Raw genomic sequence first — 13,902 nt, 5'->3', positions numbered from 1 at the left:
GCCTTCGGTCTTTGCTTTTTCATTTTCTTATCTTTTATTTTCCGGCGAAACTCATCGATTTAACCAACACATCTGGACAGATCGTCGATGACCCCTCACGGTTGTATTCATTGCTAAGCTCTTCAATATCCCTTAAAAGGTCCAACACATTTCCGGACATCACAAACTGATCAATGGCTGCGACCTTCTTGCCATTTTCATATAAAAAACCTTCTGCCGGCATTGAAATATCACCCGTTGTATCTTTATAGCCCGCATGCAAACCACCCGAGAACTCGGTCATGTGGATCACTTTTGGATACTTTTTTAAAAGATCTTCTAAAGACTTTGTTCCTTTAGCTACCACTAAATTCGTCGCGCCAATTCCCATCGGAGAAGCCGGGCTACGAGCCGCACTTGAAGTGTGTGGCAGATTCATTTTCTTCGAGTACTCGATATTTGTTAGAAAATTCTTAAGAACTCCGTTTTCAAATAAAACCGTTTTTTGAGTCGGAGAACCCTCGTCGTCAAACGGACGAACCGCACTTCCACGAGTTTCAAAGGGATCATCAATCAAAGTGAACTTATCGCTGGCGACTTTCTGTCCCAATTTCCCCTCGAACAAAGATTTTCCTTCGTCAACTTCTTGTGCCGACAAGTAAGCGCGGAACATGGCAATGACCATAGGGAACTGAGTGCGATCAATCACCACGGGGAAATGACCTGTTTCTGGTTTTACCGCTCCTAAGCGCGAAATCGCTTTCTCTACACTTGTTTGAGTCACTTCTTTCACATCAATGTCTTTAAAACGACGAGCAAAAAATCCTTCGCCGTCCATTTTGGAAGACTCGCCGTCTTTCGCCAAAGCATAGCTATATCCTGTATAATAGCTTTGTTTAAATTCTTGATCTAAGCCTTCTGAATTTAAAATACGCTTAAAGCTGGTCGACTGATCAAACCCCGAATAGGGCACGGCCTGAATGCGTTTATCTGCATCAAGACAATACTCTTCAAGTTTTTGGGCCACGGCCAATTTTTCATCCATCGGAATGTCTTCCGCACTGTTCACATCCAAGGCTTGAATCTTTTGTCCTGGCTTAGTCAAAGGGATTTCAAATTTTGTTTTACTCTCCACCGTCTTAGCGTTGTTAAAAGCTTCTTTATAAGCCCGAAGCAAAGACTCGTCAGAAAGATTTTCGGTGTAAGCATAACCTTGGTTCGCCCCATCAATGACGCGAAATCCGGCGACTTGCGACTGCGTCGATTCAAAAGAATCGAGCTTTCGTTTTTGATAGCCAATAGAGATATTTTCTCCACCGGCAATGAGAAGCTCTACTCGCACACCATCTTTTTTGGCTTCAGAAACAATTTTTTGGAAGTTTTCTTTAATCGCATCCATTATTTCGCTCTCCCGCCGACCATAAGGCTTGAAACTAAAATTTGCGGCTGTCCAACCGCCGCTGGAATACTTCCGCTGACAGAGCCGCACATGCCGCGGGCCAATTTGAGATCGTCAGAAACTTTGGTGATTTTTCCAAGAGTGTCGATGCCCCGACCAATCAAGCACGCGCCTTTAACTGGTTCTTCGATACGGCCATTGCGGATGATATACCCTTCAACGACTTTGAAGTTGTAATCACCCGTTCCCGGATTTACTGAGCCGCCACCCATTTTTTTTGCATAAAGTCCGTAATCTACGTCGCGGATCATGTCTTCAAACTTATCCTTGCCCGCAGCAATATAGGTATTGCGCATACGAGAAGCCGGCGCATATTTATACGACTGACGACGCCCACTGCCCGTGATTTCATAGCCGGTTTGGCGTGAACCCATCTCATCGACGATATAAGATTTTAAAACACCGTTTTCAATCAATGTCGTCTTTTTGGTCTTATTTCCTTCGTCGTCCATGCTGAGCGAACCCCAGCCATTCGCGATGGTTCCGTCATCGATCGCGGTGACACTTTCGTGAGCGATCTTTTGCCCCATCTTACCACAGAAGACCGAAGCGTCTTTGGCAACGCTTGTGGTTTCTAAGCCGTGCCCACAAGCCTCATGGAAGATCACTCCGCCGAAAGCATTGTCAATCACAACGGGCATTTCTTGCGCTGGCGCATACTGGGCCGTCATCAGCATCAACGCTTTATCAACATTTTCTTCGGCGATTTTATTGATATTCACTTGATCATAAATTTCAGAAGTTCCCATGTGACCTTCGTCATCATAGAAGCTTTCTTTCATTCCATCTTTTTCAACGTAGACTTCGGAACGCAAGCGAGTGTAGGCACGCTCATCGTAAGCCATCACTCCTTTTGAGTTCGCGATTTGCACACGTTGGAATTTTTCATTTAGACCCGATTCGACTTGCGTGACATGCGAACTGCGCGCCCGCGAAACAGTGTCCAAAGAATTCAACCAACGGAATTTGCGCGCACGATCCATCTCCCAAGGTTTTTCACCAAAGGTGTGAATCGAATCAAATGGCACTTGCATCAGTGGCATGGTCTTTTTGGGATTTCCTTGGCCCCGGCTTTGCGCTGCATTTAAGGCCGCTTTAACTAAGCCTGCCTCCGAAAGATCATTGGTCGTGACGTAAACGATTTCGTGACCGAAGAATAAACGAATGCCCGCGCCATAAAGTTGACCAACAATGGCCTGTTCCGGTTTCGCATTTAAAACTGTTAATTGAGAGGAATAAGTGTCTTCAAGAAAAATATCGGCGAAATCTGCGCCGGTGCTCAAAGCCGCATCCAGAGCCTTAGTCAGAATATGAGGTTGCACGATCATGAGGAGCCTCCTGGTTCAAAGCAGAATAGCCCTAAAACCCGCGCCCCTAAAAGAAAATTCGCCAAGATCCAGTACAAATACGGCAAGGTATTACGCCGTAATACCTCTAAGTCTAGGGAGAATTGTCCCAATCAGTATAGGTGTCCAAGACAGACCCGTTGACTGAATTTACTGTATTCTCGTCAGAGATTATAAGCCTCATCTTGTACTGGGACTCGCCCCATATGTCCACACAGCTAACGAAATAGTCTTTAAACTGGTTAGGCAGTCTTTCATTAGCGCCGACGATAGTTGGTTTTGTCGGATCCGCATTCGCGGTGGCTTGGTATCCCGTCACTCTGTCAGTTAAATCATTGGTAATCATCCAATTTACGCCGGTGCCCAAATGCCTAACAGTGTTAGACGAATCAATAACGTAGTCGTTCTGATTCCCCATAGTCGGAAAGAAATATTTTGCAGTTGATAGAGGCCATTCTGCCCCAAGAAGAATCGGCGCAGCTCCTCCCCAACATCCAGAAGCCTTAGGATTTGTGGGGTTCGTGGCACAATCGATTTCCGTTAAGGATGGATCGAATGCATTAGCAATCTTTCTATTAGATCGTTGAAAATAATACGGCTCAAAAACGATCCTGCCGCAATTTACAGGATCCAGCGACCCCATCCTGAAGTTCACACGGCTGTAAAAAAGCTTCGCTTCAGGGACAGTAAAGGTACAATCTTTTTCATCCCCTACCACCGACCCAGGAGGAAAAAAACATGGCGAGGAAAAAGTATATTTGCCAGAAGTATCCGTCTCCCAGGCTAATCCAACTTTAACAAATAACGGAGAACCCGCGGTAACGCCTTCAACTTCGGTCACAACTGTGGGCCCATCCGGCGTTTGCGATCCGATATCAACAACGGCCGCTTTTTTGGCTTCCTGGCAGTTAAGAGTTAATAAGCCAGCAACGACGATAAAAATAATTGAAACGTACTTCTTCATAACATGAGTATCGGAACTTTATAGTCAGCGAGGCAGTCTAGAATTAAACTGATCAGACTTTAGTCTAAATATAATTATGTTTTTACATAAACTTCGAGCTCCCAAAACAAAAAACCCTTCTCTTGCGAAGAAGGGTTTTTGATTCCTGAATATTTTGAAGAGCGCTTGTTAAGACGCTGTCAAAAAATTACTTACGGATTTTTGCGCGGTACATGCGCTTCTTTTTAGAGATGCGCTTCATTCTGTGGCGGATACCTTTTTTTGATTTTCCTTTAACTGCCATGATGTTCTCCTTATTTTTTATTCGTATTATTAACGTTTAAAAGTGCTGCAAATGGATTGTTAAATGGATTGCCCGGAGGTTTTCCGCCCGGCGCCCCACCGCGGTTGTCGCGATCGCGCTCACCACGAGGACCCCCTTGACCAGGACGCCCCCCTTGAGGTCTAGGCCCCCCCGCATTTCTTTGATCTGGACGGCGTTCGCCACGAGGAGCTGACGCTTCTGGGGCGTCTTCCATTTTCATGGTCAAAGAAATTTGGTTTTTCACGGTATCGACTTTCAAAACCTTCACCATCACATGATCACCTGGATTCACGACTTTGCGTGGATCATCAACAAACTTGTGCGATAAAGCTGAAATATGCACCAAACCATCTTGGTGAACACCGATATCTACGAACGCACCAAAGTTAGTAACATTGGTCACGATACCGGGGCACACCATGCCTTCTTTAAGGTCTTTCACTTCCATGATGTCATCACGGAATTGGAAAACTTTAAATGGATCACGTGGATCGCGGCCTGGTTTTTCTAGCTCTTTAACGATGTCATCAAAGGTGAACTCACCCACCAGTTGCGCCCATTTTGTTCTTTGAGCCACCAGCTTTTTAGCGCCTTCGCCGATAATTTCGGACAACGACACACCAAGATCTTTCGCCATATCGGTCACGGCCTGATAGCGCTCGGGGTGAATACCTGTGCTATCAAGAACTTGCTTACTTGCAGGAATACGTAAGAAACCCGCGGCTTGTTCAAATACTTTTGCCGAAAACTTCGGAACTTTCAAAAGCTCTTGGCGGTCGCTGAACAATGTTTTCTTACGAGCTTCAACGATCCCTTTCGCAAGTGCCGGACCAATGCCCGCAACATGTGACAATAACGCCGCTGAAGCCGTATTTACGTCTACGCCCACGTTATTTACGCAAGACTCAACGACAGCTTCCAATGATTTTTTCAATTGCGATTGATTCACGTCATGCTGGTATTGACCAACACCGATCGCCTTTGGATCTACTTTTACAAGCTCGGCCAAAGGATCTTGCAAACGACGCGCGATCGAGATGGCCCCTTTGACCGTAACGTCCAGATCCGGGAACTCTTCACGAGCCGCTTCAGAAGCCGAATACACCGACGCGCCTGATTCTGAAACCATCACCACCGGGATGTTCTTACCCAAGTCTTTAAGGATTTTACGGATGAAACTTTCAGTCTCACGTCCTGCCGTTCCGTTACCCACCGCGATGGCTTCGATTTGGATTTGTTTTAAAACTTCACCGAAAAGAGCCTTCGCTTTTCTTTCAGCGTCATCCCCCAAAGTGTACAAAACGGTGTGAGAAATAAAAGCACCTGATTTATCAATCAAAGCAATCTTACAACCCGTGCGAAGACCCGGGTCCACACCCAAAACGCACTTCGCGCCGTAAGGGGAACCCAACAACAGCTTACGCACATTTTCCGCAAAAACGGTGATCGCATCTGTGTCTGCTTTTTCCTTTAACATCCGGTGAACTTCATTCACCACAGACGGAAGAACATAAACATTCAACGCCAAACGCGCCGATTGTTTCAAATAATCCCCAATCGCATTGTCCGGAGTCGAAGTCGCAAATTTTTCGTAAGCTTTTAAATTTTCTTCGTCATCAGCTTTGATATCCAAAGCCAACTCTTCTTCTTGCCATCCACGGCGCATCGCTAAATAGCGATGATTGTTTTTAGCATCAAAAAGAGGTTTTACGGGCTCTTCAAATTCTTTGTACATGTCGTACTTCGAATTTGGTTTAAAGCCTTTCGCGGCTTTGGCCACCACGCGGCCTTTTTCATGATAATTTTTTGTGATCATCGCGCGAAGTTCCGCATCATTGGCGATTTTTTCGACGATAATATCTTGAGCCCCTTTAAGCGCTTCTTCGTAAGTCACAATTTTGGCTGTCGGATTTAGGAAGCCCTTGGCTTTCATTTCCATAGTTTGATCGTCTTTGATCTTGCCATGGCCCATATCCCAGATCCAGTTCGCCAAAGGTTCCAATCCCGCTTCGCGCGCGATAGTCGCTTTGGTTTTTTTCTTTTTCTTGAACGGCTTGTAGATCTCTTCAAGCTCTCCCAGATCCCAGGAAAGTTCGATGCGCTTTTGGATATCTGCGGTCAGATTGTTCTGTTCGCCGATTTCTTTGATTAAGAAAGCCTTGCGCTTCACGATTTCGTTGTAGGTCTCATGACCTTCCATCACGGCGCGAATTTGAACTTCGTCCAAGTTCCCCGTTTTTTCTTTACGATAACGTGCGATGAAGGGAACCGTTGCTCCTTCCGCGGCAAGTTCAATCACGGCTTGTGCTGACTTTGCGGAAACTGTGGGAGCAATACGTGCCAAATAACTCTGAAGAGCCTGATCCATAGGTGCCTCGTCTTATTACACTCCGATTTCATCGGAGTCGTCTTTGGATTTGTGAGTTTAGATTAAGTTGTAAGTCTTATTTATGACGGAACATGATCAGACCATGAGTTGGGTCGTAAGGAGAAACCCCTACGCTCACTCGGTCGCCCACGACCACACGAATATTAAAGCGTCTCATTTTTCCGCAAAGTTTTGCGTTGATAATCGCTTTATTATCCAGTTCGATCTTATAGAGTCCACCCGCAAGGGCGTCGATCACTTTACCATCAATTTGTACTAAATCGTCTTTTGCCATGTAGGTAAATTAGTAGGCGAGTTTCAGAGGCGAAGCAATAGATTTCTGCCGCCGAAGAACAAAGAAAGGCTCCTAAAGAGCCCTTCCAGCGTCCTGTTGCAGCGATGCGGCAGATCGAAAATTACACTTATAACTGACGGTTGCTTATCAACATGCGCTTTCCATCTTCAAATAAAACTTCTAAGCGATCATATTCATTTGAAAGAATAAATCCCCATCCGAAAATTTTGTGTTGAATCGGTGTACGCGCTTCAAATTGACCAGAAATACTGTAAGTCGGTGCTTTTAAAGTCTGATATTTATCATGAAGCTCAACCCACTTGGCTTGATCTTCAGACAGACCCGTTTTATCGACCTTCGCTTTCTTCTCCTTTTTCTTAGGAGCTTCCGCTTTTTTCTCTGGTTTAGGTTCAGCGGCAGGTTTCACTACCTCCGCTTTTTTTTCTGAAGCTTTAGAAACAGGAGCTGGAGCCGCCGCTTTCGCAGGCTTTGCTTTAACTTCTTTTTCTGCAGCCTTAGCTGGAGCTTTTGCTACGGCCTTAGCCGGTTTTGCTTCTGCTTTTTTGGCAGGCGCTTTTTTTACCGGTTTTGCCGCCGCTTTAGGTGCTGCTGCCGCTTTTTTCTTTGCCGCAGGTGCTTCCTTTTTTGCAGCTTTCTTAGCCATCTCAGTTCCTCTCTTATTAAGGTGAGAAAACATCAAAAAGTAATCTATAGCAGACTTATACTATCACCCGGTGTCTTGACATCAAAAAAATAATAGGAGAACTGTTAGCGCGAGGCATCACTATGATCACAGCAGAAATTCTTAAAGAACTAAATTCGTCCGATCTTCAATATGTATCGGGTCCACTTCAAGCGGTAGCAACCTCGGTTCTCCCTCCTGAACTCTCTACCAAGGACACGCTCGTCTTTGTCGGCAAAGCGCCCCAGCTGGAAGCCGCACTTAAAGCGCAGTCTCCTATTATCGTGGCTCATAAAAGTCTGACTCTTCCGACAGATTCTTCTGCGACCTTTTTTTCAACAGGATCCGTGCAACTGGCAATGGCGGCAATCTTGCCACTGTTTGACGGAAAAATGAATCGCTTCAATCAAGCCACCAAAATTCACCCCACCGCCGTGGTTCACGAAACCGCCCACATCGGCACGGGAACTATTTTGGGACCTTATGTGGTGATCGGTGAACACGCCAAAATCGGCGATCACTGCACCATCGGCGCACACACGGTGATTGAAACTTACGCTGATATCGGGGCGCACACTTTGTTGCACCCGCAGGTTTTTATTGGCGCGCACTGCGTTTTGGGAACTCACTGCGAAATTCATCCGCACACCACGATCGGTGCTGATGGTTTTTCTTTTGCTCAAACCAAAGAAGGCACTCACAAAAAAATCCCGCAGATCGGTCGCGTGGTAATAGGTAACTATGTCGAGATGGGCGCCAACTGTGCGGTGGATCGCGCAGCTCTCACTGAAACTCGCATCGGCGACGGCACCAAATTCGACAACTTCGTCCACATTGCGCACAACTCGGTGATCGGTAAGGACTGCGTGCTGGCAGCAGCATTTAAAATGGCGGGTTCTAGCAGTATGGGCAATAACGGCATGGCGGGCGGCAACGTTGATATTGCCGACCACGTTCACATTGGCGACAGAGTCATTTTAGCTGGCCGCACAGGAGTCACTAAAGATATGGAAGGCCCGGGAGCTTTTGGCGGCTATCCTGCCGAGCCGCTGCGTGATTCGTTAAAAACACTTGCTAACTTGACGAACCTAACCCGCTTACGTAAAGACATGGCCAGAGTACTTAAACACCTGGGCCTCAACGCCGAAGAATAGGAGAATTCTGTGTCGTACAACTTTTATAAAGTCATTCATCTTTTAGGTCTGATGCTTTTGTTTTTCGGTTTCGGTGGATTGCTAGTTTCTATGTACGCACGTGTAGAGCTAAAAAAAGCGGCTCGCATTATGGCGTATGCCTGTCACGGCGTTGGCTTGCTCTTTATTTTTGTTAGCGGTTTCGGGTTAGCCGCGCGCTTAGGCTTGGTCGCGGGTTTACCGACTTGGGTTCAAGCAAAAATCGGAATCTGGTTGTTAATGGGCGTTGGAATTTCCTTAGTAAAACGCAAAGGCTATATCGGTTGGCCGGTGGCGGTTTTGATCTTGGGTCTAGGCACTACCGCGGCATTTATCGCCGTCAACAAACCTTGGATGTAATTTAAAATCTTTCATGACAGAGATTTAAGAACGGTTCCCAAGGACTGATGTTAGTATTTTCTTTTAGGAGGAATGACATGACTGAAACCGTCGCTATCTTGGGAGCCAGTGACAATCCAGAACGCTATGCTCACAAAGCCATGAAGATGCTGCAAGAGTATGGCCACAAAGTATATCCCGTAAATCCCCACATCGATAAAATTGACGAGTTGAACGTCACACCTTCTTTAACGGCTTTACCTGAAAGTGTGGACACGCTGACTCTGTATGTGAATCCCCAGCGCTTGCAGCCTTACTTAGATCAAATCAAAAAGCTGCACCCCAAAAGAGTGATCTTTAATCCAGGGACAGAATCAACAGAATTTGCAGAAGAACTAGAAAAAGCCGGAATTGAAACCACCGAGGCGTGCACGATGGTTTTATTAAGAACAAATCAGTTTTGAGTCGCCGGTGCAGTCACCTTCACCGGCACAAGCTCACAGCGAACACTGTGAGCGCCTTGAGCAATCCGAGTATATTTGGGAGCGTCCGCCGAAAACTCCGCGGAACTTTCAAGATCCCCTATCAGAAAATTCTGAAGGATGTTTACCGATGCCTCGTTGTTCGCATCGTTTTCTAAAAGAATTTGATACTGAATCTTTTTAGTGTCGTCACCGAATTGAATTTCGGCAAAACGCCCGAAGTCCGCATCAATAGTAATCGTAATCAATTTTTGCGAGACCGTCTTTTTGACGGTCTCGGATTCAGAATAAGTACAAATCACCGACTCGTATCTCAACGCCGGACTCCCCAAAAATAAATTCAAAAAGAAAGCTAAAATCAAGCGACCGTCCTAAAACATTGAGTACTTTAAGAAACGGCATTCAATGTTCCCATTAAATACGAAATGCTTCTTCGTTGATTTCAACTTTAGGTCCGCGATGAGATCTTTGTTGCCCGAAAGAATCCAAGCATCCCAGCCTTTGAATCTGTGCTTCAAAGTAAAGCTCAGATCACGATACACGTCGCGAAGATTGTCTTCATCCCCGATACGCGCGCCATAAGGAGGATTCACCACGATCATGCCTTTTTCAACGGGTGGCTCGACAGTCGCCACCGATTCTTTTTTAAACTCGATCACACCATCAACACCCGCATTGCGAGCGTTTTCTTTAGCCGTACGGATGACCTTAGAATCAATATCAAAACCGTAAAACTTAAACGGCAACTCTGTTTTTTCGGAATCCATCGCCATTTGCACGACATTTTCCCAAGTGGCTTTGTCAAAATTCAACCAGTTTTGGAAACCAAAACGTTTGCGGTTGATACCCGGGGCAATATTCATGGCCATCATCGCGGCTTCAATCAAGAAAGTTCCCGAACCACACATGAAATCCACTAACGGAGAATTTCCATCCCATTCGGTGACTTTTAAAAGTCCGGCCGCCAGATTTTCTTTCAGCGGCGCTTCACCAGTTTCCGTGCGATAGCCGCGCTTAAATAAGCTTTCACCTGAAGTGTCAATCGCCACGTTGAATTGATTTTTAATCACGCGCACGTTGATGCGCAAAGAAGCGTTTTCGTTATCTACATCCGGGCGCACACCATATTTATCACGGAATTGATCCACGATGGCGTCTTTCACCTTCATCGCCACAAAACGTTGGTCCCGCATCATTGATTCAGACACCGATGCATCGATAGAGATCGTTTGTGTTGGTTTAATGTATTTCGTAAAATCATGGCGAAGAATTTGGTTATAAAGTTCTTCAGGCTGGTAGGCGGTGAAATCTAAAATCGGTTTTAAGATACGGCTGGCTAAGCGAGAGTGAAGATTGGCTTTGTAGCAGTCTTCCCAAGGCCCTTCAAAGAACACTCCTCCGATATATTTATCAGTGACCTTAAGACCTAAATCTTTAAGTTCTTGTTCAAGAGGTTCAACTAATCCACGGGCTGTGGAGGCGAAAAATTCTGGCATTGGACGGGCCTTTCTTTGGTTAAGAAGACCCGGTCCCTTTTTATCCGCCGAGCCTTCTAAGTTTCACGATATTGAGGGCCGCCCCCGCCTTCGGGAACCGTCCACTCGATGTTTTCGAATGGGCACTTGATATCACAAGTCTTACAGTGAATACAGTTGGTATAGTTAATTTGTAAGTCCTTCTTACCGGCTTCTTTAGTGGAGTCCACCATCTCGTATACATTGGCCGGGCAGAAGTGGTTGCACGGAGATTTGTAATTAGGCTCACATACCGAACGGCAGATATCCCCGTCTTTAAGGATTAAATGGTTCGGAGAGTCCTCATCATGCATGGTCCCCGTCAAATAGACGCTAGAAAGCTTATCAAAGAACAACTGCCCATCCGGCTTAGGCAGACGGTTTTCCTCGTGATCAAGCCCATAGGGCCCCCACACATCAACCACTTTTTCAGTGGTTTCAGCATCCCGATGCCCAATCGGCATAGGATCATGCAAACCACGGCCCCCTGTGGCCTCTTGCAAAGCGATCAAAGGCATTCCCGCAACCATCCCCTTGCTCAGCGCTTGGTGGAAGTTACGAACGCGGTAAAGGTCCGTCTTAACGAAGCCGCTCTCAATACGTTTTTCGTACCCCGAGGTCACGGCTTCCGTAAAGTCGCCGCCCTTCATTAAGCCATCAATCACCGTTTCTGCGGCTTGCATACCGGACTTCATTGCTAAATGAATTCCTTTAAGCTTTTGCACATCCACCATGCTGGCAGAATCCCCGCAAACCATAAAGCCATCGCCATAAAGTTTTGGCATTGAATACCAGCCACCCGCAGGCAAGGTTTTACCGCCATAAGCGATCACTTTTCCGCCTTTAAGCATGTCTTGTAAGAACGGATGAGTTTTTAACTTTTGCAATTCACGATGTGGATCAAGTAAAGGATCATTCGTGTCAAGGTACGCCACTAAGCCCACGATGATTTTATCGCCTGGCAAAGTGTAAATGAAAGTACCACCAATAGACTTAGACAATGGGAAGCCCATTGTGTGAATCACTTGGCCCGCTTCTACGGTGCCCGGTGGCATCTGGATGATTTCTTTCACGCCTTCTTCGAACACTTCTGGATTTTTACCGGCACGCAAGTTTAATTTCTTTTCCACTTGGCGGAAAAGTGAACCACGAGTTCCTTCGGCAAAGATCACGACTTTTGATTTTAAAATCAAACCCGGCTCAAAGTTCGCCTTCGGTTTACCATTTTTATCACGGCCTTTGTCGCCAGTGCGAACACCGACAATTTTGTCACCTTCATACAAAGCTTCAACCGCCGCAAAGCCTGGAAAAATATTAACGCCTTTTTCTTCACACTTTGAAGCCAACCAGCGATTTAATTTGCTGACAGACACAATATAGTTCCCGTCGTTATGAAACGGCGGTGGCGTGATTGGCATTTTGAAAGAGTAATCAGAACCTAGATAATAAACCGCATCCTTTTTTACTTCCGACTCAATCGGGCAGCCTTCTTCTTTAAAGTTTGGCACAAGCTCTCTTAAAGCTTTCGGATTTAAAACCGCACCAGAAAAACTGTGCGCGCCCACTTCAGAAGCTTTCTCTAAAACAACGATCATTTGCTCGGGGATTTGTTCGCCTTGTTTTTTTCCAGCGGCGACATCTTCGTTGTGTTTTTGAATTTGGTTTTGCAAATGCAAAGCGCAAGACAAACCGGCGGAACCACCACCCACGATCAGGACATCAACATCCATCGTTTCGCGAGTCACACCTTCTGGAAGATCATTGTATGTAGACATTTATTTCTCCTGCTATTCTTCGGAAGATTCTTCTTTCACTTCCGCTTGAGGAGCTAGTTTACGAACCGGCGTTGTTAGCTGACTTTGCACTTTAAGCTCTTCTTCATCACGGCCTCCCGGATAAAGACGCTTTTTAGCTTTAACGGCAATTTCCGCCTCTTTGGCCTCATCGTAACGAGGGCCGCTAAGCTCCTGCGCGTGAGAGGTCAAAACCAAAGCCATATTGATAGCCAATATTGCAAAGAAAACTCGGATCATGTTCCAGCTCCCCTAAATCGCTCCAATGAGCCAATTCAGTGTGAATATAAAAACTAAATGAGAAAGATGTCACCAGAAAATAGTGCTGGAAATCTAGAGAGTTGTCTATGGGGCGAAGGGCCAAGAGCTCATCCCACCGGCAGACGGCGGTGATATTTCATGGGGATTTGTTTGCGCACATTTTCAATCTGTTGGCGCGATAAAGTATTGATCACAAACCCCGGCCCGCTTTGCGTGATTTCGCCCAGGATATTGCCCCAAGGATCAATACTGATTGAATGACCGTAAGTCTCTCGCGTGCCGCCCCTAACACCTCGGTGAGTTCCACCTTGGGCACTGGCAACAACATAAGACTGACTCTCAATCGCACGTGCACGCAGTAAGATATTCCAGTGGGCCTCACCTGTTTTTACTAAAAAGGCTGCCGGCACCAAAATCAAATCCACTTCTTTGCGAGCATATTGAGAAAATAATTCGGCAAAGCGCACGTCATAACAAATCGCTTCGCCCACGCGCCAACCATCGACCTCTAAAATATTTGGCTTTTGCCCATGGCGAAAAGCATCGGATTCACGAATGGCTTTTTGCCCCTCCAGCTGAATATCAAACAGATGCATCTTTTGATAAGTGGGCTGCACTTGTCCGGAGGGAGTGATTAAGACTGACGAATTGTACAAATGTCCTTCGATCAACAAAGGCACCGAGCCCAAGTGAAGATAGGTTTTATATTGTACAGATAATTCAGAAAGGCGGGAAAACAACGAATGAGAAAGTTCAAATCCAGGTATTTTTTCACCTTCTGTCAACCGCAGGTAAAGGCAGTTTTCCGGAAAAGTGACTAAGCGTGGTTGGTGTTTTTCAAAAACCCTTTCAAGCAGGGATTCCATTTGCATCAAATTGGTATCGACGTCGTCAATAGACGTCATCTGCACATTTGCAATAACCAATTCGGCGGCAGACATGGA

14 protein-coding genes are annotated in these 13,902 nt (G+C 46.0%); 3 read left to right on the top strand and 11 right to left on the bottom strand.

Annotated elements, in window-relative coordinates:
- Positions 1-34 precede the first annotated feature (34 nt).
- From AZI86_RS17235 to AZI86_RS17210, 6 genes are all read right to left on the bottom strand, one after another.
- Complete coding sequence (locus tag AZI86_RS17235) at positions 35-1,378, bottom strand: TldD/PmbA family protein (RefSeq protein ID WP_061836539.1); 1,344 nt, start codon at positions 1,376-1,378, stop codon at positions 35-37.
- Positions 1,378-2,766: a TldD/PmbA family protein gene (locus tag AZI86_RS17230; RefSeq protein WP_061836538.1), complete on the bottom strand. Its 1,389-nt coding sequence runs from the start codon at positions 2,764-2,766 to the stop codon at positions 1,378-1,380. The genes AZI86_RS17235 and AZI86_RS17230 overlap by 1 nt, the downstream gene beginning before the upstream one ends.
- A 112-nt stretch (positions 2,767-2,878) precedes the next feature.
- On the bottom strand, positions 2,879-3,748 hold the full coding sequence (locus tag AZI86_RS17225) for a hypothetical protein (protein ID WP_061836537.1): 870 nt from the start codon (positions 3,746-3,748) through the stop codon (positions 2,879-2,881).
- A 293-nt stretch (positions 3,749-4,041) separates the two neighbouring features.
- Positions 4,042-6,420, bottom strand: a complete 2,379-nt coding sequence (locus tag AZI86_RS17220; RefSeq protein WP_061836536.1) for a helix-hairpin-helix domain-containing protein — start codon at positions 6,418-6,420, stop codon at positions 4,042-4,044.
- Positions 6,421-6,496: 76 nt separating this feature from the next.
- Positions 6,497-6,715, bottom strand: coding sequence for a translation initiation factor IF-1 (infA, locus tag AZI86_RS17215; RefSeq protein ID WP_061836535.1), 219 nt, complete (start codon positions 6,713-6,715; stop codon positions 6,497-6,499).
- Between the two features lie 127 nt (positions 6,716-6,842).
- Positions 6,843-7,379: a hypothetical protein gene (locus AZI86_RS17210; RefSeq protein ID WP_061836534.1), complete on the bottom strand. Its 537-nt coding sequence runs from the start codon at positions 7,377-7,379 to the stop codon at positions 6,843-6,845.
- A gap of 122 nt (positions 7,380-7,501) precedes the next feature.
- Here AZI86_RS17210 and lpxD point away from each other — a divergent pair, with 122 nt between their 5' ends.
- From lpxD to AZI86_RS17195, 3 genes are all read left to right on the top strand, one after another.
- Positions 7,502-8,551: a UDP-3-O-(3-hydroxymyristoyl)glucosamine N-acyltransferase gene (gene lpxD, locus AZI86_RS17205; protein ID WP_061836533.1), complete on the top strand. Its 1,050-nt coding sequence runs from the start codon at positions 7,502-7,504 to the stop codon at positions 8,549-8,551.
- Between the two features lie 9 nt (positions 8,552-8,560).
- On the top strand, positions 8,561-8,929 hold the full coding sequence (locus AZI86_RS17200; protein ID WP_061836532.1) for a hypothetical protein: 369 nt from the start codon (positions 8,561-8,563) through the stop codon (positions 8,927-8,929).
- Positions 8,930-9,006: 77 nt separating this feature from the next.
- Positions 9,007-9,372, top strand: a complete 366-nt coding sequence (locus AZI86_RS17195; RefSeq protein WP_061836531.1) for a CoA-binding protein — start codon at positions 9,007-9,009, stop codon at positions 9,370-9,372.
- Here the strand turns inward: AZI86_RS17195 and AZI86_RS17190 are convergent.
- The 5 genes from AZI86_RS17190 to AZI86_RS17170 form a co-directional block, all read right to left on the bottom strand.
- On the bottom strand, positions 9,363-9,707 hold the full coding sequence (locus tag AZI86_RS17190) for a hypothetical protein (RefSeq protein WP_157684757.1): 345 nt from the start codon (positions 9,705-9,707) through the stop codon (positions 9,363-9,365). The genes AZI86_RS17195 and AZI86_RS17190 overlap by 10 nt on opposite strands.
- Before the next feature lie 54 nt (positions 9,708-9,761).
- Positions 9,762-10,886 (bottom strand): THUMP domain-containing class I SAM-dependent RNA methyltransferase, encoded by a 1,125-nt coding sequence (locus AZI86_RS17185; RefSeq protein ID WP_061836529.1) that lies wholly within the window; start codon positions 10,884-10,886, stop codon positions 9,762-9,764.
- A 56-nt stretch (positions 10,887-10,942) separates the two neighbouring features.
- Entirely contained in the window at positions 10,943-12,679 is a 1,737-nt protein-coding gene (locus AZI86_RS17180; protein WP_061836528.1) for an electron transfer flavoprotein-ubiquinone oxidoreductase, read from the bottom strand.
- 12 nt (positions 12,680-12,691) lie between these two features.
- Positions 12,692-12,937, bottom strand: a complete 246-nt coding sequence (locus tag AZI86_RS17175) for a hypothetical protein (RefSeq protein ID WP_061836527.1) — start codon at positions 12,935-12,937, stop codon at positions 12,692-12,694.
- A gap of 128 nt (positions 12,938-13,065) precedes the next feature.
- Entirely contained in the window at positions 13,066-13,899 is an 834-nt protein-coding gene (locus AZI86_RS17170) for a carbon-nitrogen hydrolase family protein (RefSeq protein ID WP_061836526.1), read from the bottom strand.
- Between the last annotated feature and the right edge of the window lie 3 nt (positions 13,900-13,902).

The organism is Bdellovibrio bacteriovorus (assembly GCF_001592735.1).
Classification (GTDB): Bacteria; Bdellovibrionota; Bdellovibrionia; order Bdellovibrionales; family Bdellovibrionaceae; genus Bdellovibrio; species Bdellovibrio bacteriovorus_D.
This window is presented reverse-complemented; position numbering and strand designations above follow the sequence as displayed.